The sequence below is a fragment of the Fertoeibacter niger genome (assembly GCF_009380135.2).
Taxonomy (GTDB): Bacteria; Pseudomonadota; Alphaproteobacteria; order Rhodobacterales; family Rhodobacteraceae; genus Fertoeibacter; species Fertoeibacter niger.
This window is the reverse complement of record NZ_WHUT02000005.1, coordinates 72,148-95,918: the sequence shown is the minus strand read 5'-3', so window position 1 is coordinate 95,918 and position 23,771 is coordinate 72,148. Positions and strand designations below refer to the sequence as shown.

20 protein-coding genes and 1 tRNA gene are annotated in these 23,771 nt (G+C 69.0%); 12 read left to right on the top strand and 9 right to left on the bottom strand.

The features are described 5' to 3' along the window. Positions 1-11 precede the first annotated feature (11 nt). Positions 12-821 (top strand): SDR family NAD(P)-dependent oxidoreductase, encoded by an 810-nt coding sequence (locus GEU84_RS09955; protein WP_152826001.1) that lies wholly within the window; start codon positions 12-14, stop codon positions 819-821. 60 nt (positions 822-881) lie between these two features. On the opposite strand, the gene GEU84_RS09950 is transcribed toward GEU84_RS09955, so the two are convergent. Next, positions 882-1,286: a hypothetical protein gene (locus GEU84_RS09950; RefSeq protein WP_152825998.1), complete on the bottom strand. Its 405-nt coding sequence runs from the start codon at positions 1,284-1,286 to the stop codon at positions 882-884. A 122-nt stretch (positions 1,287-1,408) separates the two neighbouring features. Between GEU84_RS09950 and hemF the strand changes: the two genes are divergently transcribed. Together hemF and GEU84_RS09940 are read left to right on the top strand one after the other, a co-directional pair. Then, positions 1,409-2,287, top strand: a complete 879-nt coding sequence (hemF, locus tag GEU84_RS09945; RefSeq protein WP_152825997.1) for an oxygen-dependent coproporphyrinogen oxidase — start codon at positions 1,409-1,411, stop codon at positions 2,285-2,287. 13 nt (positions 2,288-2,300) lie between these two features. Beyond that, positions 2,301-2,921 (top strand): LysE family translocator, encoded by a 621-nt coding sequence (locus GEU84_RS09940; RefSeq protein WP_152825995.1) that lies wholly within the window; start codon positions 2,301-2,303, stop codon positions 2,919-2,921. A gap of 3 nt (positions 2,922-2,924) precedes the next feature. Here GEU84_RS09940 and GEU84_RS09935 read toward each other — a convergent pair whose 3' ends face one another. The 3 genes from GEU84_RS09935 to hemE all read right to left on the bottom strand — a co-directional run bounded on the left by GEU84_RS09935 (position 2,925) and on the right by hemE (position 5,721). Beyond that, positions 2,925-3,836: a LysR family transcriptional regulator gene (locus GEU84_RS09935; RefSeq protein ID WP_152825994.1), complete on the bottom strand. Its 912-nt coding sequence runs from the start codon at positions 3,834-3,836 to the stop codon at positions 2,925-2,927. A 127-nt stretch (positions 3,837-3,963) separates the two neighbouring features. Beyond that, a complete protein-coding gene (locus GEU84_RS09930; RefSeq protein WP_174539755.1) occupies positions 3,964-4,608 on the bottom strand; it encodes a hypothetical protein in 645 nt (214 codons plus the stop codon). 78 nt (positions 4,609-4,686) lie between these two features. After that, a complete protein-coding gene (hemE, locus tag GEU84_RS09925) occupies positions 4,687-5,721 on the bottom strand; it encodes a uroporphyrinogen decarboxylase (protein ID WP_152825992.1) in 1,035 nt (344 codons plus the stop codon). Between the two features lie 97 nt (positions 5,722-5,818). On the opposite strand from hemE, the gene hemC reads away from it, so the two are divergent. Continuing rightward, positions 5,819-6,754, top strand: coding sequence for a hydroxymethylbilane synthase (gene hemC, locus GEU84_RS09920; RefSeq protein ID WP_152825990.1), 936 nt, complete (start codon positions 5,819-5,821; stop codon positions 6,752-6,754). A gap of 9 nt (positions 6,755-6,763) precedes the next feature. Here hemC and GEU84_RS09915 read toward each other — a convergent pair whose 3' ends face one another. Beyond that, entirely contained in the window at positions 6,764-7,993 is a 1,230-nt protein-coding gene (locus GEU84_RS09915) for an MFS transporter (RefSeq protein WP_338144780.1), read from the bottom strand. Between the two features lie 39 nt (positions 7,994-8,032). Next, complete coding sequence (locus GEU84_RS09910) at positions 8,033-9,451, bottom strand: FAD-binding oxidoreductase (RefSeq protein ID WP_152825986.1); 1,419 nt, start codon at positions 9,449-9,451, stop codon at positions 8,033-8,035. Between the two features lie 235 nt (positions 9,452-9,686). On the opposite strand from GEU84_RS09910, the gene GEU84_RS09905 reads away from it, so the two are divergent. Beyond that, positions 9,687-10,337 carry a YceI family protein gene (locus tag GEU84_RS09905; protein WP_217438551.1) on the top strand — a complete coding sequence of 217 codons (651 nt, stop codon included), beginning with the start codon at positions 9,687-9,689 and terminating at the stop codon, positions 10,335-10,337. A 35-nt stretch (positions 10,338-10,372) separates the two neighbouring features. Here GEU84_RS09905 and GEU84_RS09900 read toward each other — a convergent pair whose 3' ends face one another. Next, positions 10,373-11,056, bottom strand: coding sequence for an arylesterase (locus GEU84_RS09900; RefSeq protein WP_152825982.1), 684 nt, complete (start codon positions 11,054-11,056; stop codon positions 10,373-10,375). Here GEU84_RS09900 and GEU84_RS09895 point away from each other — a divergent pair. After that, positions 11,055-11,741: an ABC transporter ATP-binding protein gene (locus GEU84_RS09895; protein ID WP_152825980.1), complete on the top strand. Its 687-nt coding sequence runs from the start codon at positions 11,055-11,057 to the stop codon at positions 11,739-11,741. The genes GEU84_RS09900 and GEU84_RS09895 overlap by 2 nt on opposite strands. Positions 11,742-11,820: 79 nt before the next feature. After that, positions 11,821-14,334, top strand: coding sequence for an ABC transporter permease (locus tag GEU84_RS09890; protein ID WP_152826426.1), 2,514 nt, complete (start codon positions 11,821-11,823; stop codon positions 14,332-14,334). A 90-nt stretch (positions 14,335-14,424) separates the two neighbouring features. Here the strand turns inward: GEU84_RS09890 and GEU84_RS09885 are convergent, their stop codons facing one another. Continuing rightward, the gene (locus GEU84_RS09885; protein ID WP_152825978.1) at positions 14,425-15,123 is read right to left on the bottom strand and encodes a hypothetical protein; all 699 of its coding nucleotides are present in this window, start codon (positions 15,121-15,123) and stop codon (positions 14,425-14,427) included. A 191-nt stretch (positions 15,124-15,314) separates the two neighbouring features. Here GEU84_RS09885 and argE point away from each other — a divergent pair, with 191 nt between their 5' ends. Both argE and mnmH read left to right on the top strand, forming a co-directional pair. After that, positions 15,315-16,469, top strand: a complete 1,155-nt coding sequence (gene argE, locus GEU84_RS09880; RefSeq protein WP_174539754.1) for an acetylornithine deacetylase — start codon at positions 15,315-15,317, stop codon at positions 16,467-16,469. 61 nt (positions 16,470-16,530) lie between these two features. Continuing rightward, a complete protein-coding gene (gene mnmH / locus GEU84_RS09875; protein ID WP_152825976.1) occupies positions 16,531-17,589 on the top strand; it encodes a tRNA 2-selenouridine(34) synthase MnmH in 1,059 nt (352 codons plus the stop codon). Between the two features lie 91 nt (positions 17,590-17,680). Here mnmH and selD read toward each other — a convergent pair whose 3' ends face one another. Next, a complete protein-coding gene (selD, locus tag GEU84_RS09870) occupies positions 17,681-19,882 on the bottom strand; it encodes a selenide, water dikinase SelD (RefSeq protein ID WP_152825974.1) in 2,202 nt (733 codons plus the stop codon). Between the two features lie 271 nt (positions 19,883-20,153). Between selD and rpoN the strand changes: the two genes are divergently transcribed. The 3 genes from rpoN (at position 20,154) to GEU84_RS09855 (ending at position 23,710) form a co-directional block, all read left to right on the top strand. Next, positions 20,154-21,446: an RNA polymerase factor sigma-54 gene (rpoN, locus tag GEU84_RS09865; protein ID WP_152825972.1), complete on the top strand. Its 1,293-nt coding sequence runs from the start codon at positions 20,154-20,156 to the stop codon at positions 21,444-21,446. A 22-nt stretch (positions 21,447-21,468) separates the two neighbouring features. After that, positions 21,469-23,598 (top strand): hydantoinase/oxoprolinase family protein, encoded by a 2,130-nt coding sequence (locus GEU84_RS09860; RefSeq protein WP_241427641.1) that lies wholly within the window; start codon positions 21,469-21,471, stop codon positions 23,596-23,598. Positions 23,599-23,633: 35 nt separating this feature from the next. After that, positions 23,634-23,710: transfer RNA gene (locus GEU84_RS09855), tRNA-Met, on the top strand. The last annotated feature ends 61 nt before the right edge of the window (positions 23,711-23,771 follow it).

Here is a 23,771-nt window from a genome sequence, read left to right as displayed (position 1 = left end):
AGGACAACCGGATGTCGCTTTCCATTACCGGCAAGACCGCCATCGTGACCGGTGCTGCCAATGGCATCGGCCTCGCCATCGCCCGGCATTTTGTGGACAAGGGGGCGAATGTGATGTTCGCCGACATGGACGAAGACCGGCTGACCGCCGAAGTGGGCGAGGATGCCCGCGCCGAGGGCCAGGTGCGGCTGTTTGCCGGTGATCTGCGCGAAAGGCTGACGATCACCAACCTGCTTTCAGCCACAATGGATGCGTTTGACCGGGTGGATATTCTGGTGAACGCCAGCCGCCAGATCGCGGTATCCGACCCTTTGTGCGCCGAGGATGACGCGGTGGAAAGCCTGCTTCAGCAAAACCTGCTGACCAGCCTGCGGCTGACGCAGATGACCGCAAAACGCATGATCGCGCTGGCCGACAAGGCCGAGGATCAGGCAGGCAGCATCGGGTCCATCATCAACCTGTCGTCGATCGCGGCGCATCGCACGCAGGCGGCGCTGCTGGGCTATTCCATCAGCTGTGCGGCACTGGACCAGATGACCCGCTCGATGGCGGTGGCGCTGGCACCGAAACGCATCAGGGTGAACGCCGTGGCCTTCGGCTCGGTGATGAGCGCCAGCCTGCAGGGCGTGCTGAAGGACAAGCCGGATTACCGGGTGGCGATCACCGCAGGCACGCCGATGGGGCGCATTGCGGCCGCCAGCGAACTGGCGGAGACCGTGCAGTTTCTGGCCTCGGATGCGGCGGCCTTCATGACGGGGCAGATTGTCACGCTGGATGGCGGGCGCAGCCTGATCGACCCGGTGCAGGCCCCCGTTCATTGAAGGCGGGTGCACTGAAGGCGGGTGCATTGACGCGGGGTCGCTGCGGTGGGTGGCGCTGACTTATTCCGGGTATTGGGCCCGGCATTGGGCAATCGACCCTTCCGCCTGCCGCAGCAGGGCGCTGCGCTTGGCCTTCAGGCTGTCCAGTGTCCGCGCCTCGGCGTTCAGGTCGATGGCCTTGGGGCGGGTGACGGTATAGGTCTCCTCCTCCAGGCACAGGCTGGGCTTCAGCTCGGGCGCGGCACCGGGGGTGGGGCTGGGGGCCGGGCGGTAGCATTCTTCCCACACGGGCCGGGTGCGTGTGATCTCTTCCAGCGCATAGCCCCGGCGCAGGTTGTCCTGCGTCGTCACGATCAGATCCTCGACCACGCGCAGATCGCGGGTTTCGCGGCGGATGCAGTTTTCCTGCGGCGTGCCACAGGCGGCAAGCGCAAGCGCGAGAATTGCAAGAAGCGGGCGGTGCATGGTTGGTCCTCTCTGGTTCACGCTATCCCTGTCCGCCTGCCTGCGCAAACTTTTCCCCGCCAAAGCTGGATCGGTGGGCGCAAAGCTGCTAGCAGACTGAAAACACTGCGCGAGGGTTAGGTATGACCGAGGAGTTCCAGGAAGAAAAGGTGCAGGCAAGCGGCTGGTTCCGCAGCCTGCGCGATCAGATTGTTGCCGCCTTCGAAGGGCTGGAGGATGGCCTGCAGGCTGGCTCCTTTGCGCATCTGCCGCCGGGCCGCTTTGCGATCAGCCAGACCCACCGCGAGGGTGATGGCGGCGGCGGCGAAATGGCCGTGATGCGCGGCGGGCGGGTGTTTGAAAAGGTGGGGGTGAACATCTCGACCGTCCACGGTGCGCTGGGGGAAAAGGCGCAACGCGCCATGGCCGCGCGCGGTGTGCCCGGCATGGCCGAAGACCCGCGTTTCTGGGCATCGGGCATCAGCCTTGTCGCGCATATGCAAAACCCGCATGCCCCTGCGGTCCACATGAACACCCGCATGTTCTGGACCCCGCATGCCTGGTGGTTCGGCGGCGGGGCCGACCTGAACCCCTGTCTGGAATACCCCGAGGATACCGCGCATTTCCACGCCGCGATGCAGGTCGCCTGCGACGCGCATGCGCCCGACTATTATGCGCGGTTCAAGGCCTGGGCCGACGAGTATTTCTTTGTAACGCACCGGGGGCGGGCGCGCGGCGTGGGCGGCATATTCTATGACGATCTGAACACCGGCGACTGGGCGGCGGATTTCGCCTTTACCCAGGATGTGGGCCGCGCCTTCCTGCCCGCCTATCTGCCCCCGGTGGAACGCCGCCGCGACACGGCCTGGACCGAGGCCGACAAGGACGCGCAGCTTGTGCATCGCGGGCTTTATGCCGAATACAACCTGGTCTACGACCGGGGCACCAAATTCGGGCTGGAAACCGGCCATGATGCCAATGCCGTGCTGATGAGCCTGCCACCCATGGCGAAATGGGTGTGACGGGCAACACCTGATGATTGCCGGGCTCGCCACGGAAACGTTGGCGGGCTTTGCGCTGACCTCCTTGATCATCGAACTGACGCCGGGGCCGAACATGGCCTATCTGGCGATGATCGCCGCGACCGAGGGGCGCAGGCCCGGCTTTGCCGCCGTGGCCGGGGTGGCGCTGGGGCTGGCGGTGGTGGGGCTGTTTGCGGCGCTGGGGCTGGCCACGGTGATTGCCGCGCAGCCCCTGCTGTATCAGGCGCTGCGCTGGGGCGGGGTGGCCTATCTGCTGTGGCTGGCCTGGGATGGCTGGCGCGGCGCGGACGAGGCGGTGGAGCATGCCGCGCGGGGGTCAACCCTTGCGCTTTACTTCCGTCGCGGGCTGGTGACGAATCTGCTGAACCCCAAGGCGGCGGTGTTCTATGTGGCCGTTCTGCCGGGGTTTCTGCCGGTGGCGGCCGGGGCGGTGCAGGCGGTCACGCTGTCGGCGGTGCATGTGGGCGTGGCGACTGCGGTGCATCTGGCCATCGTGGCGCTGGCGTCTTTGGCCCAACTGGTGCTGGATGATCCCACGCGCAGCCGCATCCTGCGGCGGGTGCTGGCCGTGGCGCTGGCCGGTGTGGCGCTGTGGTTCGCGCTGAAGACCTGAGCGTCAGGCCGCCCCGGGGGCAATGCTGCCCCGGCAATGGCCTACAAAGGCCCGGATGGTCTGCGAGGCCTCGGCCCCTTCGGGCAGGGCCAGCCCCAGCTGCATGGGCCGCAGCGCCCCGGTCAGCGGCACGATGGCCAGGCGGCTGCCATCGGGGGCCACATCTGTCACCGGGCGGATATTGGCGATGGAATAGCCAAAGCCGTTTGCCACCAGCCCCCGCATCACCGCCATGTCGCGGGTGCGTTCGGCGATCACCGGGCGCAGCCGGGCACTGGTGAAGAACGACAGGAAGTATTCGGTGCTGAACGGCAGGTCCAGCAGCACCATCGGATGCGGCGCCAGATCGGCAAGAGCCACCGATTCCCGCCCCGCCAGCGGATGCGAGGGCGCCAGCACCGCATAGGGCGGCAGCGCCTGCAACGCGATGAAGCGCAGGTCGGGCGGAATGTCCAGATCATAGGTCAGGGCTACATCCAGCGTGGCATCCCGCAGCCCGTCGAAAATGCCTGCCTGATCCCGCTCATACTGCCGGAAGGTCACGTCGGGGTGGGCGGTAACAAAGCCGCGCCTGAGCCGGGGCAGCAGGATCTGCGCGAATGTGGTCAGACAGCCCACGTTCAGCGGCCCGCGCACCTGCCCGGTGATGTCATTGGCCAGATCGTTCAGCCGCCCCGCCGCCTGCAACACCGCCCGCGCCTGTTCGACAAACCGCCGCCCGCCGGTGGTCAGCGCCAGCCCATGCGCATGGCGGCGCACGAACAGCGGCAGGCCGAACTCGGCCTCCAGCTGCGCGATGGCGGTGGAAATCGAGGGGGAGGAGACATTGATCCGCTCCGCCGCCAGTGCGATGGACCCCGCGTCGCCGACGGCGACGAGATATTCCAGCTGGCGCAGGGTAAAGCGAAGCGGCATGGGGCGGGCCTTTTTTGCAGGGGTTATCTGGCTTGTCAGGCCGCCGGGGGTTTCACACCCCCGGACCCCCGTGGGATATTTTTGTCTGGAAAGAGACACAGGGAAAGCCCGAAATGAGGCCGCGCGCCTATTCGCTGCACACATAGACCGCGCCGCCCACCGCCACCACCGTCACAACGGCGGCGGTCAGCGTGGCGGGGGCCGACAGCACCGACATGGCCGAGGCCCCGAGGCTGCTGAGCGTGGCTGAGACGCTGGCGGTGGAGCCGGTCAGGATCACCGCTCCTGCCGCCTCGGCAGCGCTGTCGCGTGCGGCACGGCCTGCGGCGGTGGCCCCATAGCCCGCGATCGTCAGGGCAACCTCGGCGGTGGTGTTGACCCTTTCGCAAAACCCTGATGTGGGTCTGGCGCAGGCCACATAGGCATCGCGCGGCCCCTCGGCAAATCCGGTGTAGGTTTTCGCCTGCCCGTCGAATTGCAGGCAGAACACCGCGCGTTCGGTATCGCTGAGGCCCGGCGTCAGGTGCCGCAGGGTGACATAGCCGGGGCAGGTCACATCGCCCGGGCCGCCGAACACCCGCTCGCGCATCGTGCGGTTTTCCTTCAGCTGCGGGTCGCTGGTGTCATAGGCCAGCGGCACGGCAAACCCCTCCAGCGAGGTGAGGCAGGCCTGTGGTTTGGCCTGCGCCGCCGGGGCCAGGGCAAACGCCAGCAGCAGGGCAAGGGCGGGCATGGCAAGTGCGGGCATGGCAAGACGGGCGCGGTGTGACATGGCCGCAAGCCTGTCAGGTCACGGGCGGGGCAGCAATGGCGTGCCAGTCACAGCCGCGCGACAGTGGCGGTTGCGCGCCTATGCCGCGCCTTCGCGCACCACGTCGATCATCCGCTGCACGTTGTCGGGGTTCGCCTCGGGCGTGATGCCATGGCCCAGGTTGAAGATATGCGGGCCTTTGCCAAAGGCTTTCACCACGCGGCGGGCGGCGTCATCCAGCGCCGGGCCGCCTTCCACCATGTGATGCGGGGCAAGGTTGCCCTGCACGCAGCCCGTGACCTGCACATGTTCCGCCGCCCATTCCGGCGTCACCGAATTGTCGATGGCCACGCAATCGGCGCCGGTGGCCCTGGCAAAACCGATATAGCCCTCGCCCCCCTCTCGCGGGAAGGCGATGATCGGCAGGCCGGGGTGGCGGGCCTTCAGCGCGGCGATGATCGTGGCGGCGGGTTTCACCGCAAAATCGGTGAAATCCTGACCCTTGAGAGACCCGGCCCATGAATCGAACAGCTTTATCACCTCGGCCCCCGCCTGCACCTGCATCGACAGGTATTCGATGGTGCCTTCGGTGATGCGGTCGATCAGCGCCTGAAACGCCGGGCGGTCGGTGTCTTTCAGCAGATGCGCCGGGGCCTGATCGGGGGTGCCACGGCCTGCGACCATATAGGTGGCAACGGTCCAGGGCGCACCGGCGAAACCGATCAGTGTGGTTTCGCCCGGCAGTTCGCGGGCCAGAATCCGCACGGTTTCATAGATCGGCGACAGCGTGTCGTGGATCGCCCCCACGGGTTTCAGCGCCTGCACCCCGGCCATGTCGGTGATGGTTGACAGGCGCGGCCCCTCGCCGGTGGAAAACCACAGATCGGCCCCCAGCGCCTGCGGCAGCAGCAGGATGTCGGCAAACAGGATCGCCGCGTCAAAGCCGTAGCGTCGGATCGGTTGCAACGTCACCTCTGCCGCCAGTTCCGGGTTGTAGCACAGCGACAGGAAATCGCCCGCCTGCGCCCGGGTGGCGCGGTATTCGGGCAGATAGCGGCCGGCCTGACGCATCATCCAGATCGGCGGCGTGGGCAGCACTTCGCCGTTCAGCGCGCGCAGGATGGTCTTGGTCATTCGCTTCTCTCCCCTTGATGCCCTTCGTTCCCAAGGCAGGCGCCGCTTGTCAATACGGGAGTTGTCAGGCGAATTGGACATAGGTAAGTCTGGGCGCATGACATATGCCCTTCCCACCCCGTCGGAACCCCTGAACATCGGCACCCGGGGCTCGCCCCTTGCACTGGCGCAGGCGCATGAGACCCGCGCGCGGCTGATGGCGGCCTTTCACTTGCCCGAGGCGGCGTTTGCCATCGTGGTCATCAAGGTGACGGGCGACCAGATACAGGACAAGGCGCTGAAAGACATCGGCGGCAAGGGCCTGTTCACGCGCGAGATCGAGGATGCGCTGCTTGACGGCCACATTGACATTGCCGTGCATTCGATGAAGGACATGCCGACGCTGCAACCTGACGGGCTGTGCCTTGACACCTATCTGCCGCGTGAGGATGTGCGCGATGCGTTCGTGTCGCCCCTGGTGGGTGCGCTGGCGGATTTGCCGCAGGGGGCGGTGGTGGGGTCATCATCTTTGCGCAGGCGCGCGCAGCTTTTGCACCGCAGGCCGGATTTGCAGGTGGTCGAATTTCGCGGCAACGTGCAGACCCGGATGAAAAAGCTGGGCGATGGCGTGGCGGTGGCAACCTTTCTGGCGATGGCCGGGCTGAACCGGCTGGGCATGCAGGTTTCGCAGGTGGCCATCGACCCCGAAGACATGCTGCCCGCCGTGGCGCAGGGGGCGATAGGCATCGAGCGGCGCATCGGCGACGCGCGGGCCGAGGCGATGCTGGCGGCCATTCACGACGGCCCCACGGGCCTGCGGCTGGCGGCGGAACGGGCCTATCTGTTGCGGCTTGACGGATCATGCCAGACGCCGATCGCCGGGCTGGCGGTGATCGACGGTGCTGATCTGTGGCTGCGGGGCGAGATATTGCGGCCTGACGGCACGGCAGCGATTGCCGGGGATTTGCGCGGGCCGGTGGCCGATGGTGCGGCCTTGGGGCAGGCGCTGGCGGCGGAATTGCTGGGGCAGGCCCCGGCTGATTTCTTTGGCTGAGGCCGGGCGTCAGACCACCGCCTGCGCCCGCTGCCCGCGCCGCCGGTCCACCCACAGCAGCCCCAGACCACCCGCCAAAGTGCAGGCCCCGCCCAGCACCGCCGCCAGCCCATAGCCCGAGGCGAAGGTGCCGATGGCAAAGGCCGTGGCGCAGAACCCGTCGCCCACCACCCGTTGCAACGCCATCAGGGATGATCCGGCCCCTGGACGTGCCGCCATCAGGTCTTGCAGATAGGCAATCGGCAGCGCCAGTATCGCCGCCCCGCCAATGGCGCAGGGCAGCGTCAGCAACCAGACCAGCGGCGACGCCGCCAGCAGCGGCAGCGCGATCAGATACGCGGCATAAAGCGCCGCCCCCGCCGCAATCAGCACCGTCTTGCACGCCAGCCGAAGCGCCAGCGGCATGGCCAGCATGAAGGGCACCTCCAGCCCCGCCACCAGCCCCACGAACAACGCCACATCCGCCTCGTCCCGGCCCGGAGTGTCGTGAAACACCAGCCCGATCAGCACCATATACAGCGCCACGGCGGTATTCACCGCGCCCAGCAGCACCACGCGGATCAGCACGCGGCGGTTGGCCATCTCGGCCAGCGACTGCACGAAACTGAGGCCGGATTTCGGGTCGGCCCAGACTGTGCGGCCATCCTGCGGCCAGAACCGCCAGATCAGCGCCAGCAGCCCCAGTGCCAGCAGGGTCGCTGCGGGATAGACCGCCATCACCCCCACGCCCGCGCTGAACGCCAGCGACCACAGCGGCAGCACGATGACGAACGGCAGCGCGAACACCGCCCGCACCGCCGACTGGATCGAATCACGCTGCGCCGGATAGGCACCCGCCGCCAGCCGCGACAGCGCGAAGATCTGGCCGAACAGGCTGCCCCCCAGCGGCAGGATCACCGCATGCGCCAGCACGAACCCCCATGGCCCGGGGGCCGCCCACATCAGCGCCGTGCCCGCCAGTGACAGAATCGCCGCCCCCAGCGCCATCTGGCGGCGGTTGGCGCGCTGGTCGGTGATGATGCCCGCCGCAATCGCACCGCTGACCCCCAGCACCGAAGCCAGCACCAGCACCAGCGCATAAGCGGCATCCGAAAGCCCCAGCCGTTCCACCGCGATCAGTGACTGATACGGGGCAAAGGTGCAGGCAAAGGCCCCCAGCAGCGCAAAGGCCAGCGTGACCAGCCGCAGGGTGGGGTCGTGCCAGATCAGGCGCAGGACGGGCATCGGATGGGCTTTCAGGTGCGGGTGGTCGGGGGAGGGATGGGCAGACTGCCCGTCCTATGCGCGGTCGGGCAGCACCTTGCCGGGGTTCATCAGGTTGCCGGGGTCGAGCGCGGCCTTGAGTGCGCGCATCACATCCAGCGCCACCGCATCCTTGCGCCGCGCCATCGAGGGGCGTTTCGACAGGCCCACGCCATGTTCGGCGGAAAAGCTGCCACCCAGTTCGGCCACCACATCCTCGACCATCTCCACCACCCTTGCGGCCAGCGCGGGGTCGTCGCGCGTGGGATAGACGCTGAAATGCAGGTTGCCGTCACCCAGATGGCCCACGGTAAACGTCTCGGCAGCTTGGTCGATCGCGGGCAGGCGGGCGTGAAACGCCGTCATCGCGGCATCCACCAGATGCAGCGGCAGCGCCACATCGGTGTCGATCACGGGTTTGCGGGCATAGGTGGCCTCGGCCGCCGCCTCGCGCCGTTCCCACATCTTGCGGCGCTGGCCCTCGTTCTGCGCCACCACGGCGTCAAGGATCAGCCCCTGTTCCATCATGGCCGCTAAAGTCTCTTCCAGCAGCGTGGTCACGGGGGTGGACCCGTCAGGCTGCGCCGCCGCATCGCGCGGGGCCGTGGCCCCCAGTTCCACAAGGATGTTGACCGCATGGGGAATGGCAAAGGGCGATTTCAGGTCGGGGCGCACCCGTTCCAACTGCCGCATATAGGTGTCGGGCATGTATTCGAAGGCCTCTACCGCGCCGCCAGACACCTCTTGCAACCGGTTCAGCAGGGCTAGCGCATCGGGCAGGCTGCGGGCGGCCAGCGTGGCTGTGGCATAGGCGCGCGGGCGCGGCACCAGTTTCATCACGGCGGCGGTGATCACGCCCAACGTGCCCTCGGCCCCGATGAACAGGTTCTTCAGATCATAGCCGGAATTGTCCTTGTGCAGTTCCGACATCAGGTTCAGCACGCGCCCGTCCGCCAGAACCACCTCCAGCCCCAGACACAGCGCGCGGGTGGACCCATAGCGCAGCACGTTCGACCCGCCCGCATTGGTTGACAGCACGCCGCCGATCATCGCCGAGCCCCGCGCGCCGAACCACAGCGGGAAATACAGGCCCTGCGCCTCGGCAGCGTCGTGCAGCGATTGCAGCACCACCCCGGCCTCGACCACCGCCAGCCGCGCCTCGGGGCGCAGTTCGCGGATGCGGTTCATCCGTTCCAGGCTCAGCATCAGCGCGCCGTCGTTCATCACCGCGCCTGTGATGCCGGTCAAACCGCCGCAAGGCACCACGGCCACGCCCGCCGCAGCCGCCAGCCGCAATACCGCCGCGACCTCGGCGGTTGAACCGGGCCGCACCACCGCCAGCGGGCGGGAGGTGAACTTGCCGGTCCAGTCCTTTGCATGCCGCGCCGTGGCGTCACCGGTCAGCACATGGGCGGGGCCAAGCAGGTCAGTCAGGCGGGGGATCAGGGCAGACATGGGGCCTCCATCGGTTGCGCTACCATGAGCGCAAATCCGGCGCGGATGCCAGAGCGCGGCAGAGATTTCCCGCCGTCTGCGGCGCAGAAAAATGCCCGGCATGAGGCCGGAACCGCTGACACCGTTCACTCGCCGATCAACCAGCCGCCCGCAAAGTCCATGAGAAGGGGAAATGGTTGACTTTGCGGGCAGGCAAGGCAATGGTTAGTGAAATTACTAAGTGATGGAGGCAGACGTGATCGGCAGGACAATTGCAATGCTGGCGCTGCTGGCGGGGATGGGGGCACAACCGGCCATTGCGCAGGGCGCATCAGATGCCCCGGCGGGAAACTATGCGCTGGACCTGGCGCACGGGCGGCTCCTGTTCCGCGTCAACCATCTGGGGTTTTCGCGCTATACCGCGCTGTTTACCCGGTTCGATGCGGCGCTGGTGTTTGACCCCGCCGCCCCCGAAAGCATGTCGGTGACAGCCACGGTCGATACGGCCTCGCTGGAAACGCATTACCCCGACGCCAGTTTCGATTTCAACGCCATCCTCACCGGCCCGGATTTTCTGGATGCGGCGGCCTTTCCGCAGATCACCTTCGCCAGCACCGCGGTAAAGCAGACCGGCCCGCAGACCGCCGATGTCACTGGCGACCTGACGCTGCGCGGGGTGACAAAACCCGTGACGCTGAATGTCACCTTCAACGGGGGCTATGCCGGGCATCCGCTGGACGCCGGTGCGCGCATCGGCTTTTCGGCGGAAGGCAGCCTGCTGCGGTCGGATTTCGGCCTGACGGCGGGCATTCCCGCGCCGGGCACCACCATGGGCGTGGGTGACAGGGTAGAGGTGATGATCGAGGCCGAATTCCTGAACCCCGACGCGCCCAAGGTGCTGGAATAGGTCTGCGCTCGCCGGGAAACGCCAGAGGCGATAGCCTAGCCCGGCACTTTCGCCAGCAGATCCAGCACCTTCGGCCCCAACGCCTCCACCACCTTGGCCACGCCGCTGGCGCTGGGGTGGATACCGTCAGACTGCATGTCATCGGGGTTCAGCAGACGGGTGGTCTGGTCGATCAGCGGGATGAAGAAGTTCAGCTCCAGCGCGGCCCCATATTGCGCGGCCAGATCGGGATACATCGCGTCGAAAGCTTCCTTGAACTCCGGCCCGTAATTGCCCGGCGCGCGCAGGCCCACCAGCAACACCGGCAGGCCGCGCGCCTGCGCCTTTTGCAGGATCGCCTCAAGGTTCGCGCGGCTGGTCGCGGGGTCAATGCCGCGCAGCATGTCATTGCCGCCAAGGTTCACGATCAGCGCATCGGTTTCGGGTGTCAGCGCCCAGTCCAGCCGGGCAAGCCCGCCCGCCGTCGTATCGCCCGACACGCCCGCGTTCAGCACCACGGCATCGGCCCCCTGCGCATCCAGCCAGCCCTGCAACTGCGGCACAAAACCCTGATCCTCGGGCAATCCATAGCCTTGCGTCAGGCTGTCACCCAGCGCCACGACCGTCACAGGCTCCGCCAGAACCGGCAGCACCAGAAAAACCAATGCCGCAGCCCCGTTGCGAAGCGCGCGCCCCGCCCCATATCCAGTGGCAAGGCAGGCAACGAGAGCAGAAACCATGGGCGATCCGATTCTGGCGCTGAACGACGCGCGGCTGACCCTTGCGGGCAATGCCGGGCCGGTAGAGATTTTGCGCGGCATCACGCTGAATGTCACGCGGGGCGAGACTGTGGGGCTGGTGGGGCCGTCGGGGTCGGGCAAATCATCGCTCCTCATGCTGATGGGGGGGCTGGAACGGGCCACCTCCGGGTCTGTCACGGCTTTGGGGCAGGATCTGACCGCGATGGGTGAAGATGCGCTGGCCCGGTTCCGCAGGGGGAATATGGGTGTGGTGTTCCAGTCTTTCCACCTGATCCCCACAATGACCGCGCTGGAGAATGTGGCCGTGCCGCTGGAACTGGCCGGTGTGGCCGATGCCTTCCCCCGCGCCGAGGCCGAATTGCGCGCCGTGGGGCTGGGCGCGCGCATCGACCATTACCCGCGCCAAATGTCGGGGGGCGAGCAGCAGCGGGTGGCGCTGGCTCGCGCGGCGGCGCCCCGCCCGGCGATCTTGCTGGCGGATGAACCGACGGGCAATCTGGACGGTGCGAACGGCGCCGCGATCATGGATCTGCTGTTCGGCCTGCGCGACCGGCACGGCGCCACGCTGGTGCTGGTAACACATGCCCCCGATCTTGCCGCGCGCTGCGACCGGGTGGTGCGGCTGGCCGACGGGCTGGTGGTTGACGCGCGGAGGGCGGCGTGATGACCAGATTTTTCATTAAGAATCTGCAAAACCCTTCGAAGGATTTTGGGGTGCCAACCGCCGGAGGCCGCACGTGACGCTGGCCGTGGCGGCACGGCTGGCGCGGCGCGAATTGCGTGGCGGGCTGGCGGGGTTCCGGGTGTTTCTGGCCTGTCTGGCGCTGGGCGTTGCGGCGATCACCGCCGTGGGCATGGTGCGCTCGGCCATCACTTCGGGGCTGGCGGATCAGGGCGCGGTGTTGCTGGGCGGCGATGCGCAGATGGAATTCACCTATCGTTTCGCCACAGATGACGAACGCGCCTATATGGCCTCGATCGCCACGCGGGTGTCAGAGGTGGTCGATTTCCGTTCCATGGTCACGGTGGGGGAGGCCCGCGCGCTGTCACAGGTCAAGGGTGTCGATGACGCCTATCCGCTGGTGGGTGAGGTGGGGCTGGAGGGTGACGTGCCCTTGGCCCGGGCCTTGGCCGGGTCAGGCGGCCTGCCCGGCGCGGTGATGGACAAGGTGCTGGTGGACCGGCTGGGTCTGGCCCCCGGCGACACGTTCCGGCTGGGGGTTCAGGATTTCCGGCTGGGTGCCGTGCTGCTGCGCGAGCCTGACAGCGCCACGGGCGGCTTTTCGCTGGGCCCGCGCACCATTGTCACCACGGCGGGGCTGGCAGGGTCTGGCCTGCTGGAGCCGGGCACGCTGTTCGAATCCGCCTACCGGCTGGATCTGCCCCCCGGCGCAGATCTGGCGGCGCTGGAGGATCAGGCCGAGGCCGCCTACCGCGATTCCGGCATGCGCTGGTCTGACAGCCGCCGTGCCACCCCGGGGATCGAGATGTTCGTGGAACGCATCGGGTCTTTTCTGGTGCTGGTGGGTCTGGCCGGGCTGGCCGTGGGCGGCGTGGGCGTGTCTGCCGCCGTGCGCGCCTATCTGGAGGGAAAGATTGCCACCATCGCCACGCTGAAAACGCTGGGGGCGACGGGTGGAACGATCTTTCAGGTCTATCTGATCCAGATCGGCGTGCTGACGCTGCTGGGCGTGGTGCTGGGGCTGGTGATCGGGGCAGGGGTGCCGCTGCTGCTGGCCCCGGTGATCGCGGCGTCGCTGCCCCTTCCGGTGGTCTTTGCGCTCTATCCGCTGCCGCTGGCCGAGGCCGCGTTTTACGGCATCGTGACGGCGCTGCTGTTCACGCTCTGGCCGCTGGCGCGCACCGAAGGGGTGCGAGCGGCGGCGCTGTATCGCGGGGCTGCCGCCAGTGGCGGGCTGCCACGCTGGGGTTATCTGCTGGCGCTGGCGGTGCTGGCTCTGCTGCTGGTGGGCGGGGCCGTGCTGTTTTCCGGCGTGGCGCTGCTGGCATTGGGCAGCGCCGGCGGCATCATCGCGGCGCTCTTGGTGCTGGTGCTGGCCGCGATGGGCCTGCGGCGCGCGGCCCGGGTCGGCGCGCGCAGCCTGTGGGTGCGGGGCCGCACCGCGCTGCGGCTGGCGCTGGGTGCGATTGGCGGACCCCGGGAAGAGGCGGCCTCGGTGATCCTGTCGCTGGGCCTTGGCCTGTCGGTGCTGGCGGCAGTGGGCCAGATCGACGCCAACCTGCGCGCGGCGATTGACCGCGACCTGCCCGCTCGCGCGCCCAGCTATTTCTTTGTCGATATCCAGAATGACCAGATCGCGGGCTTTCTGGACCGGGTGAAAAACGACCCCGCCGTCAGCAAGGTGGAAAACGCGCCGATGCTGCGCGGGGTCATCACCCAGATCAACGGCCGCCCCGCGCGCGAGGTGGCGGGCGAACATTGGGTGGTGCGCGGCGACCGCGGCGTGACCTATTCCGCCGCCCCGCCCGAAAACGCCACCGTGACAGAAGGCGCATGGTGGCCCGCCGATTACACCGGCCCGCCGCAGGTGTCCTTCGCGGCCGAGGAAGCCGCCGAGATCGGCCTGAAACTGGGCGACCGTGTGACGGTGAACATCCTTGGCCGCGACATCGAGGCGGAAATAACCAGCTTCCGCGTGGTTGATTTTTCCACCGCCGGCATGGGCTTTGTCATGTCCATGAACCCGTCGGCGCTGGCCGGTGCGCCGCATACGTTCATCGCCACCGTCTATGCCGAGGAACAGGCCGAGGCGGCGATCTTGCGTGACACCGCGGGCGCTTACCCCAATATCACCGCGATCCGCGTGCGTGATGCCATCGACCGCGTGACCGAGGCATTGACCGCCATCGCCACGGCAACCGCCTGGGCGGCGGCGGCCACGCTGGTGACGGGTTTCGTGGTGCTGATCGGCGCTGCGGCGGCGGGCGAACGCGCGCGTGTCTATGAGGCGGCGGTGCTGAAAACGCTGGGGGCCACGCGGGGGCGCATCCTGCTCAGCTTTGCCCTGCGCTCGGCGATGCTGGGGGCGGCGGCGGGGCTGGTGGCCATCGTGGCGGGCGGCATCGCCGGATGGGCGGTGATGACCTTCGTGATGGAGGCGGACTATGCGTTCGAACCCTGGTCGGCCATTGCCATCGTGGCTGGGGGTGTGCTGGCCACGCTGCTGGCTGGCCTCGCCTTTGCGCTGCGCCCTTTGGCGGCGCGGCCCGCGCAGGTTCTGCGCGCGCAGGAATAAGGGCGCTCCCGTTGCGGCGGAAGCGCCCCTTCATTTTCTGTCTCTAAGTATCCCGGGGTCCGGGGCAGAGCCCCGGGCGCTGGCACCGGGTCAGTTGGTCAGCAGGTAATAGCTGTTGCGCCGCGCGCCCATGTTCTGCACGGTGACATAGAAATAGCCGTTCCAGGCAGGAACGAAATCGCAATACACCTTGTCGGAATAGCTGACATCGAAGCAGATCGTGTTGCCGTTCTCATCCGTCACCAGCACGTCCAGATTGGCATCGCCATCGCCCACAACCGCCAGTTCGGCCAGCGAATTGCCGTAGAACGGCACTTCCCACGTATCGGTATGGCCACCGGGCAGACGGCTGAGGGTGCGCGACGCGCCGCCGATCCGCCCGCGCGATCCTTCGGCCTCGGCATCGGCGATCAGGCCGATCAGCGTCTCGTCATCGGCGGCCAGTTCCTTGGCCGAGGCCATCATCGCCGCCGCATCGACCGGGGCATCGGCCACATCGGCCTCTTCGGCAGTCTCGCCCGCCTTGGTTTCCTTTTTCTGTTCGACATCCTTCACTTCGACCGCAGCGGCCAGTTTGGCGGCGGTCAGCACGGTCAGCGCATCCTTGCTGGCCATGCCCAGCGCGTAAAGATCCTGCGCCAGCGCCAGTTGCGCCACGCCGCCCTTGGTGCCTGTGCCTGCGGCGTCGATGTTGGTGCCGGACTTGTCAGCCTCCTGCGCGAAAACCGGGGCAGACAGAGCCACCAGCGCCGAGGTTGCAAGGGCTGCGGAAAGGAATTTCAGTGTCATGGGTCATCCTGTCGGTTGTTGCCCCGGACGCCGGGGCGGAATATGCCAAGATTTGCATCGCTTTGCCTGTTTGGGAAGCCTGTTTGTGATGACAAATTCCGTCACCCGCCGGGCGTTTCCGCCCTTCCGGCGGGGCGGGATTTGGGTTTTGGTGGTGGGCGGCGGGTGGCCGGGCGGCAAAGGGTAAACACATGCAGATGCGCGATATTCTTCAGCAACTTGTGGCGTTTGACACGGTCAGCGACCGGCCCAATCTGGCGCTGATCCATTTCGTGCGCGACCTGCTGGCCGGGGCGGGGATCGCGGCGGTGGTGGTGCCCGATGCCACGGGCACCAAGGCCAACCTCTATGCCACGGCGGGGCCGCAGGGCGTGCCGGGGGTCATGCTGTCGGGCCATACCGATGTGGTGCCGGTCGAGGGGCAGGCCTGGACGCGCCCGCCTTTCGCGCTGACCGAAGAGGCGGGGCGGCTTTACGGGCGCGGCACCACCGACATGAAGGGCTTTGTGGCTTGCGCGGTGGCGGCGATGCTGGCCGCCGCGCGCCGCCCGCTACGCACCCCCCTGCATCTGGCGCTGAGCCATGACGAGGAGGTGGGCTGTCTGGGCGTGCGGTCGCTGATCGACCTGATGGCCAGCGCCCCCTTTCAGCCCGCGATGTGCATCGTGGGGGAGCCTACGGCGATGCAGGTGGCCACCGGCCACAAGGGCAAGATCGCCCTGCGCGCCACCTGCACCGGGCGCGAGGGGCATTCGGCGCTGGCCCCACTGGCGCTGAACGCGCTGCATCTGGGTGCAGATTTCATGAGGGAATTGAGGGACTTGCAGGCGCGGCTGGCCGAAAGCGGCCTGCGTGACGGCGATTATGACGTGCCCTATTCGACGGTGCACGTGGGCAAGTTCAACGGCGGTGTGCAAGTGAACATCGTGCCCAATGCCTGCGTGCTGGATTTCGAGATCCGCGCGCTGGCGGATGAGGATACAGATGCGCTGATCGCGGGCATGCGGGCGGCGGCTGAACGGGTGGTGGCCCCCCTGCGCCGCGATTTCCCCGAGGCGGCGATCGCGGTGGAACGGCTGTGGGATTACCCGGGGCTGGGCACACCATCCGATGCCGGGGTGGTGAATTTCGTCAAGGGGCTAATCGGGGCGAATGGCACGATCAAGGTGGCCTTCGGCACCGAGGGCGGGCTGTTCCACCAGCGGCTGGGCATACCCACGGTGATCTGCGGGCCGGGGTCGATGGCGCAGGGGCACAAGCCTGACGAGTATGTGACTGTGGAACAACTGGCGCGTTGCGAGGCGATGCTGGCCGCACTGGTGGACCGGCTGGAGGCGGGGTTGTGAGGGCGATGCACAGCGCGTCTACGGGCGATGCACGGCGCATGCAGACGGATCAGGCATCGCCATGGCGGTGACGCTGACGGCACTGACCGACATTGCCGCGCTGGGTTTCGATGACATCATCGACGTGCGCGCCCCCGCCGAATGGGCCGAGGATCACATTCCCGGTGCCATCAGCCTGCCGGTGCTGGACGATGCCGAACGCGCGCGGGTCGGCACGGTCTACAAGCAGGTCAACCCGTTCACGGCGCGAAAGCTGGGGGCGGCGCTGGTGGCGCGCAATGCCGCGGCGCATCTGGAGGGGCCCTTGGCCGACAAGCCCGGCGGCTGGCGACCGCTGGTCTACTGCTGGCGGGGCGGACAAAGGTCAGGCTCCTTCGCCTCGATCCTTTCCCAGATCGGCTGGCGGGTGGAGACGGTGGCGGGCGGCTACAAGGCTTGGCGCGGGCTGGTGGTGGCGGCGGTGCATGACGCGCCGGTGCCCGCGCCGGTGGTGGTGCTGGACGGCAATACCGGCAGCGCCAAGACCGAACTCTTGGCGCTGATGGCGGCGCGGGGCGCACAGGTGATTGATCTGGAGGGGCTGGCAAACCATCGCGGGTCGCTGTTCGGGGCGATGCCGGGCGGCCAGCCCGCGCAGCGCGCGTTCGAGGGGCGTCTGGCCATGGCGCTGGCGGGGCTTGACCCCGCGCGCCCCGTGGTGGTCGAGGCGGAATCAAGCAAGGTTGGCAACCTGCGCCTGCCCGCGCCCTTGTGGAAGGCCATGCAGGCCGCCCCCCGGCTGGAGATTGCGGCACCGCTGGAGGCGCGGGCCGGCTATCTGTGTCGCGCCTATGCCGACCTGCTGGCCGATCCGGCGCGGCTGGCCGGAGTGATCGACCGGCTGCGCCCGGCCCATGCCGCGACGGTGATTGCCGAATGGCAGGCCATGGCGGCGGCAGGCGCGCATGAGCCGCTGGCGGCGGCGCTGATGGCGCAGCACTATGACCCCCGCTATGCCAAAAGCCGAAGCCGGTCTGCCGATGGGCGGCGGGAGGTGGTGGAGGCTGCGGGCCTTGCCCCGGCTGATCTGGAGGCGCTGGCCACGCGGGCCGTGGCGGCGCTTGGGCGGATGGTCGGCTGACGGTGCCGGTGGCTGGCGGCGGAGGCCTCCGGCGGGGATATTTGGGCCAGCAAGAAACGGGTGGGGCGGGAGCGCTCAAATCGCACAGCGGTCAATCTTGGACGGTCAGCCAGACAGCGCCGGATGTGACGGTGCCTATGATCGCGGCAATCTCGCCCGCGTCGTAGAGTGCGCGCAGCAGGGCATCGGCCTGATCGCCCGGCACGGCGGCCAGAAGGCCGCCTGCGGTCTGCGGGTCGAACAGCAGGGCGGCGCGGGCGCTATCGGTGAACGTCATCCGGGGGGCGGTGGCGGCGCGGTTGGCCGGGGCGAGGCTGGAGCCATGGCCCGCCGCCGCCAACGCCTCGGCCCCCGGCAAGAGGGGGATGGCGGAGAGGTTCAGCGTGGCGGCGGTGCCGGAGGCGGCCAGCATTTCGAGAAGGTGCCCGGCGAGGCCGAAGCCGGTGACATCGGTCATGGCATGGGCTTGGCGGGTGAGGATCGCCGATGCGGGGCCAAGCGGGCGGCACATCTGCGTGAAGGCGGTGGTGACGCATTCGCCCAGCAGCAGGCCGGGCAATCTGGCCTGCGCCATTTCGGCGGCCAGAATGGTGCCGGTGCCAAGCGCCTTGGTCAGGATCAGCGCATCGCCGGGCCGCGCGCCCCCTTTGGCGATGATGCGGGGCGCAAGGCCGGTGACGGTGAAGCCCAGCGTCAGCTCGTCCCCCACCGATGTATGCCCGCCCACTACATCGGCCCCGGCGGCGGTGAACACGTCGCTTGCCGCCGCCATGATCTCGCGCAATGTTTCCGCCTGCATGCGCGGGGCCATGCGGGGCAGGATCACCTGGGCCAGTGCCACCTGCGGCGCGGCACCCATGGCCCAGATGTCACCCAAGGCATGCACCGCCGCGATGCGGGACATCAGCGCCGGGTCATGGGTGAAGGCGCGCAGGTGGTCTGTGGTGATGACCTGAACGTCGCCGGGCATGCCGCCCGGCACGCGCAGCACCGCCGCATCGTCACCGGGGCCGGAAAGGACTTCGGGCCGTTGCGGTGGCGGCAGGCGGGCCAGAGCGGTGGCAAGGTCGGCCGCCCCCACCTTGGCCCCGCAACCGCCGCACAGCGGCTTTGCGCCCAATGCCTCGGCCAGACCGGCGGCACGGGCCGGAGGCAGGGGCGGGGAGGGCATGGCGGGGTAGGCCGCGAATTTCGCCATGAAGCGCCGGTCGATCCGGTCTTTCCAGCGCCAGAGCCATGCACCCTCCAGCCTGAGGCCGAATTTGTCGGCCACCGCCGCCTTGCCGCCGGTCGAGACGAGTTTCAGATAGTCGCGCTGCGGGTGGTATGGGCGCATGCGCCCGCTTTCTGACAGGGCCACCCGCAGGTTGTGCAGCAGCACCGGGGCCTGGCGCACGGCAAAGACCCCGGCCTTGGGGCGCGGGGCATGGGCCATGTGCGCGCAATCGCCCACGGCAAAGATCGCGGGGTCACTGGATTGCAGCGTGGGGCCGACCGCGACAAAGCCATTGGTCAGATCCAGCCGGGTGGTGGCCAGCCAGCCCTGCGGCTGCGCCCCCGCCGCCCCCAGCGTGAAATCGGACGGCAGTTCGCGGCCATCGGCCAGGATCACACCGCTGGCGGTGATCCGGGCCACCTGCGCCCCGGTCACGATCCGCACCCCCAGCGCCTGCACCCGCGCCAGCAGCGCCGCACGCGCCCCGCGCCCCAGGCCGGGCAGCGGCTGGGCGCTGCGCTCCAGCACCGTCACATCCGGTGCCGCCCCGCCCGACTGCAGCCTGTGGGCCGAGGCTAGCGCCAGTTCCACCCCCGCCACGCCCGCGCCGATGATCACGACGCGGGGGGCGGGCCGGGCCTGCGCCACGAATTCCTGCCAGCGGGCCGCATATCCGCCCAGCGGTTTGGCCGCGACCGCATGATCGGCAAAGCCCGGCACATCTGGCAGGTCCGACGTGATGCCCACATCCAGCGAGGCGATGTCATAGGCCACCGCGTCGCCCCCCGCCAGCAGCACGCGCCGATCTGCCCGGTCGATGCCCACGGCGCGGCCCAGGATCACCCGCGCCCCGGCGTGGCGGGCCAGCCGCACCAGATCAATCATCAGCTCGTCGCGGCTGTAGTGCCCGGCGACATGGCCGGGCAGCATGCCGGTATAGGGGGCCACCGGGCCGGGGTTGATGACCGTGACCCGCACCCCGGGCAAAGGGTTCATGCCCCACATGCGCAGCATCAGGGCATGGGCATGGCCGCCGCCGATCATTACAAGGTCGCGGGTCAGGGGAAAGGGCTGCATCGCATCTCCGGCGCGGATTTCTTGCTGGGTCAAATATCCCGGGGGTCCGGGGGCTGGCCCCCGGCGGCGGGACGCAAGCACCCCCGATGCTTAGCCGTTGCCCCGCCGCAGCGCGAGGGGTCGGATGGCACAGTTGCGTGAAGCGGCGACCCTGGCCGGTTTGACAAGCCCGCCGCCCCGGTGTCAGTTCAGGCGGGGGGCGCAAAAGGCCGGGCAAAGGCCTGCACCCCGCCCCGTTCCCGGTTGCAGGCCCCGCCATGAAATCCCGCCCATGAAATCCCGCCAGCGCATTTCCATCGCCCAGACCCAGCGGCTGCAACTGAACACCGGGCTGCATGCCGCGATCCGGCTGCTGGCCTTCGATGCGCCGGGCCTGACGCGGTATCTGGAGGGGCAGGCCGCCGACAACCCGCATCTGACGCTGGAGCCGCCGCAGATCGTGCCGGGCGAATGGCTGCCGCGCTGGTCGCAGGCGCTGGGGCTGGGCGGTGCTGCGATGCCCGAGGCCGCAAGCGCAGGCCCCAGCCTGATGGCGCATGTGATGGCGGCCCTGCCGGGGCTGGTGGCCACGGCGCGCGACCGGCAGATCGCGCTGGCGCTGGCCGAGGCGCTGGAGCCTTCGGGCTGGCTGGGCCAGCCCTTGCCTGCGATTGCCGCCGCGCTGCCTGCCCCGCTGGCCGAGGTGGAGCGGGTGCTGGCGCTGGTGCAGCGCATCGAACCGGCAGGCCTGTTCGCCCGGTCGCTGGCTGAATGCCTGCGTTTGCAGGCGTTGGAGGCGGGCTGTCTTGACCCGGTGCTGGCCGGGCTTCTGGGGCATCTCGATCTGGTCGGCGCGGGCGAGTTTGCCCGGCTGGCCCGCATCTGCGCCACGACCGAGGCCGAGGTGCTGGCCCGGCTGCGCCTGATCCGGCGGTTTGACCCCAAGCCCGGCGCGCAGTTTGATCCGGGGGCGGCGCCGCTGCGCGAGCCTGACCTGATCGCCACCAGGACTGCCGCAGGCTGGCAGGTGGCGCTGAACCGCTCGGCCCTGCCCGCGCTGCGGGTCGAGCGGCCCGTGACGCGGCCCGCCGCACCCGCGGACCGCGCATTGTGGGCGCAGGCGCGCATGCTGGGGCGGATGGTCGAGGGGCGCAACGCCACGCTGTTGCGCGTGGCGCGGGCGCTGCTTGAACGGCAGCAGGCCGCGCTGGATCAGGGGCTGGGCGCGCTGGTGCCGATGACCATGGCCGGGCTGGCCGGGGCGCTGGAACTGCATGAAAGCACGGTCAGCCGGGTGGTGGCGGGGGCGGCGGTGGACACGCCGCGCGGCACATGGTGGCTGCGCAGCCTGTTCGCCTCGGGGCTGGGCGAGGGTGACGCCGCCCGGTCGGGGGCGGCGGTGCGGGCCATGCTGGCGCGACTGGTGGCCGCCGAAGATCCCGCGCAGCCCTTGACCGATGCGGCGCTGGTCGCGGCGCTGGGGGCCGAGGGCATCGTGCTGGCCCGGCGCACGCTGGCCAAATACCGCGCCATGCTGCATATCCCTGCGGCGCACCGCCGCCGCAGGCCGCGCGGGCTGACCTAGGGCGGCGCGGGGGGGAATGGGCATGGCGGATACGGGCATGGCGGATACGGGCGGCGGATGGCAGGGCGGGGCGGTGTTGCTGGGGGTCGATACCGGCGGCACCTATACCGATGCGGTGATCGTCGATCCTGATGCCGACCGGGTGATCGGTTCGGCCAAATCCTTGACCACGCGGGGCGATCTGGCCCTGGGCATCGGGCGGGCGGTGGATGCGGCGCTGGCGGGCGCGGGCGTGGCTGCGGGCGATGTGGCCATGGTGTCGCTGTCCACCACGCTGGCCACCAATGCGCTGGTCGAGGGGCAGGGCGGGCGCGTGGCGCTGGTGTTCATCGGCTTTGACGCCGATGATCTGACGCGCGGCGGGCTGGCCGAGGCTTTGGCGGGCGATCCGGTGATCCGGCTGCCCGGCGGGCACAGCCATGCGGGCGGCGAAGTGGCGCCGCTGGATCTGGCGGCGCTTGATGCCGCGGTGGCCCCGCTGGCGGGGCAGGTGATGGGCTTTGCCGTGGCCGCGCGGTTTGCCACCCGCAACCCCGCGCATGAACTGGCGGCGCGCGACCTGATCCGCCGGGTGACGGGGCGACCCGTGACCTGCTCGCACGAGCTTTCGGCCAATCTGAACGGGCCGAAGCGGGCGCTGACGGCGGTGCTGAACGCCCGGCTGATCGGCATGATCGACCGGCTGGTGGCAGCCTGCGAAGGGCATCTGGGAGCCATAGGCATCGCTGCCCCCTTGATGGTGGTGCGCGGCGACGGGGCGCTGATTTCCGCCGCCATGGTGCGCGAGCGGCCGATCGAGACGATTCTCAGCGGCCCCGCCGCCAGCATCGTGGGCGCGCGCTGGCTGACAGGGGCCACGGATGCGCTGGTCAGTGACATCGGCGGCACCACCACCGATGTGGCGCTGCTGCGCGGCGGTTTGCCCGAGATCGACGCACAGGGCGCGCGCGTGGGCGGATTTCGCACGATGGTCGAGGCGGTGGCGATGCGCACCACGGGGCTGGGCGGCGACAGCGAGGTGCATCTGCTGGAGGGGCTGGAAGGCGGCCTCCGGCTGGGCCCGCGCCGCCTGATCCCGGTGGCGCTGATGGCCGCCGACCATGGCGCGATGGTGCATGCCGCGCTGGACCGGGCCTTGGCGGGTGAAGCGGTGGGCGAACATGACGGGCGCTTCGTGCTGCCGATGCCGGGCAACGCCGGGGGCCTCTCGGCGCGCGAGGCGGCGCTGCTGGCCCGCATCACCGCGCCGATGCCGCTGGGTGCGGCCCTGTCATCGCGGCTGGAGGTGGCGGCGATGGAACGGCTGGTGGCGCGCGGGCTGGTGATGCTGGCGGGCGTCACGCCGTCGGATGCCAGCCATGTGACGGGCGGGCTGGGGGCCTGGGATGCGGTGGCTTCGGAAAAGGCGCTGCGGCTGCTTGCCCGCCGCCGCAACGGGCGGGGCGAGCGTTTTGCCCCCGACGCGGCCACGCTGGCCACGCAGATCATCGGGCAGCTGACCGCGCAGACAGTGGATTGCCTGCTGGAAGCCGCCTTCGCCGAGGATCCGGGCTTTGCGGGTGAGGTGCCCGAGGCGCTGGCCCGCCACCCCCTGCTGCGCGCCGGTCTGGCGCAGCACCGCGGCGTGGTAGAGGTGTCGGCGCGGCTGGGCATTCCGGTGATCGGGCTGGGGGCATCGGCCCCGCATTACTATGGCGCGGTGGGCGAACGGCTGGGCTGCGCCATGATCCTGCCGGAACATGCCGGGGTGGCCAATGCCATCGGCGCAGTGGTGGGGCTGGTGACGCAGCGGGCGACGGGGCTGGTCAGCAGCCCGGGCGAGGGGCGGTTCACCGCGCATTTCCCGGGCGGGTTGCAGCATTTCCCCGACCGCGACGCGGCGCTGGATGCGATGGAGGCGGCACTGGTGGCTGAAGCCCGCGCAAGAGCCGAACGCGCGGGGGCCGAACGCGCGGGGGCCGACGCGCTGCGCATCACCACCCGCCGCGAGATCCGCGAAGCGGTGGTCGAGGGCCGCGCCATGTTCATCGAGGCCACGTTGACCGCCACCGCCGCCGGCCGCCCCCGCATCGCGCATGCCCGGCAAGAGGACAAGGCAGATGTCACAGGCCCCCGACCGGCCTTTGCAGCCACACCGGCAGAATCCGCTTGACGCCCCGCGCCCGCTTGAATAGCTAGCCGCGACGTGGCGAGGTAGCTCAGCTGGTTAGAGCACACGACTCATAATCGTGGGGTCGAGGGTTCGAGTCCCTCCCTCGCCACCACTCATCATGCAACAGAAAACAGTCATGCAAACGCACGAGGGCACCTATGGCCCCCGGGTCA

Excerpts from the sequence above, each read along its gene's own strand:
- hemE (WP_152825992.1), bottom strand. The coding sequence starts at position 5,721 with ATGACCAAGACCATCCTGCGCGCGCTGAACGGCGAAGTGCTGCCCACG.
- GEU84_RS09955 (WP_152826001.1), top strand. The coding sequence starts at position 12 with ATGTCGCTTTCCATTACCGGCAAGACCGCCATCGTGACCGGTGCTGCC.
- argE (WP_174539754.1), top strand. The coding sequence starts at position 15,315 with ATGCAGATGCGCGATATTCTTCAGCAACTTGTGGCGTTTGACACGGTC.
- GEU84_RS09895 (WP_152825980.1), top strand. The coding sequence starts at position 11,055 with ATGGGCGATCCGATTCTGGCGCTGAACGACGCGCGGCTGACCCTTGCG.
- hemC (WP_152825990.1), top strand. The coding sequence starts at position 5,819 with ATGACATATGCCCTTCCCACCCCGTCGGAACCCCTGAACATCGGCACC.
- hemF (WP_152825997.1), top strand. The coding sequence starts at position 1,409 with ATGACCGAGGAGTTCCAGGAAGAAAAGGTGCAGGCAAGCGGCTGGTTC.
- selD (WP_152825974.1), bottom strand. The coding sequence starts at position 19,882 with ATGCAGCCCTTTCCCCTGACCCGCGACCTTGTAATGATCGGCGGCGGC.
- GEU84_RS09930 (WP_174539755.1), bottom strand. The coding sequence starts at position 4,608 with ATGTCACACCGCGCCCGTCTTGCCATGCCCGCACTTGCCATGCCCGCC.
- GEU84_RS09910 (WP_152825986.1), bottom strand. The coding sequence starts at position 9,451 with ATGTCTGCCCTGATCCCCCGCCTGACTGACCTGCTTGGCCCCGCCCAT.
- GEU84_RS09950 (WP_152825998.1), bottom strand. The coding sequence starts at position 1,286 with ATGCACCGCCCGCTTCTTGCAATTCTCGCGCTTGCGCTTGCCGCCTGT.
- rpoN (WP_152825972.1), top strand. The coding sequence starts at position 20,154 with ATGAAATCCCGCCAGCGCATTTCCATCGCCCAGACCCAGCGGCTGCAA.
- GEU84_RS09885 (WP_152825978.1), bottom strand. The coding sequence starts at position 15,123 with ATGACACTGAAATTCCTTTCCGCAGCCCTTGCAACCTCGGCGCTGGTG.
- GEU84_RS09860 (WP_241427641.1), top strand. The coding sequence starts at position 21,469 with ATGGCGGATACGGGCATGGCGGATACGGGCGGCGGATGGCAGGGCGGG.
- GEU84_RS09940 (WP_152825995.1), top strand. The coding sequence starts at position 2,301 with ATGATTGCCGGGCTCGCCACGGAAACGTTGGCGGGCTTTGCGCTGACC.
- mnmH (WP_152825976.1), top strand. The coding sequence starts at position 16,531 with ATGGCGGTGACGCTGACGGCACTGACCGACATTGCCGCGCTGGGTTTC.
- GEU84_RS09935 (WP_152825994.1), bottom strand. The coding sequence starts at position 3,836 with ATGCCGCTTCGCTTTACCCTGCGCCAGCTGGAATATCTCGTCGCCGTC.
- GEU84_RS09900 (WP_152825982.1), bottom strand. The coding sequence starts at position 11,056 with ATGGTTTCTGCTCTCGTTGCCTGCCTTGCCACTGGATATGGGGCGGGG.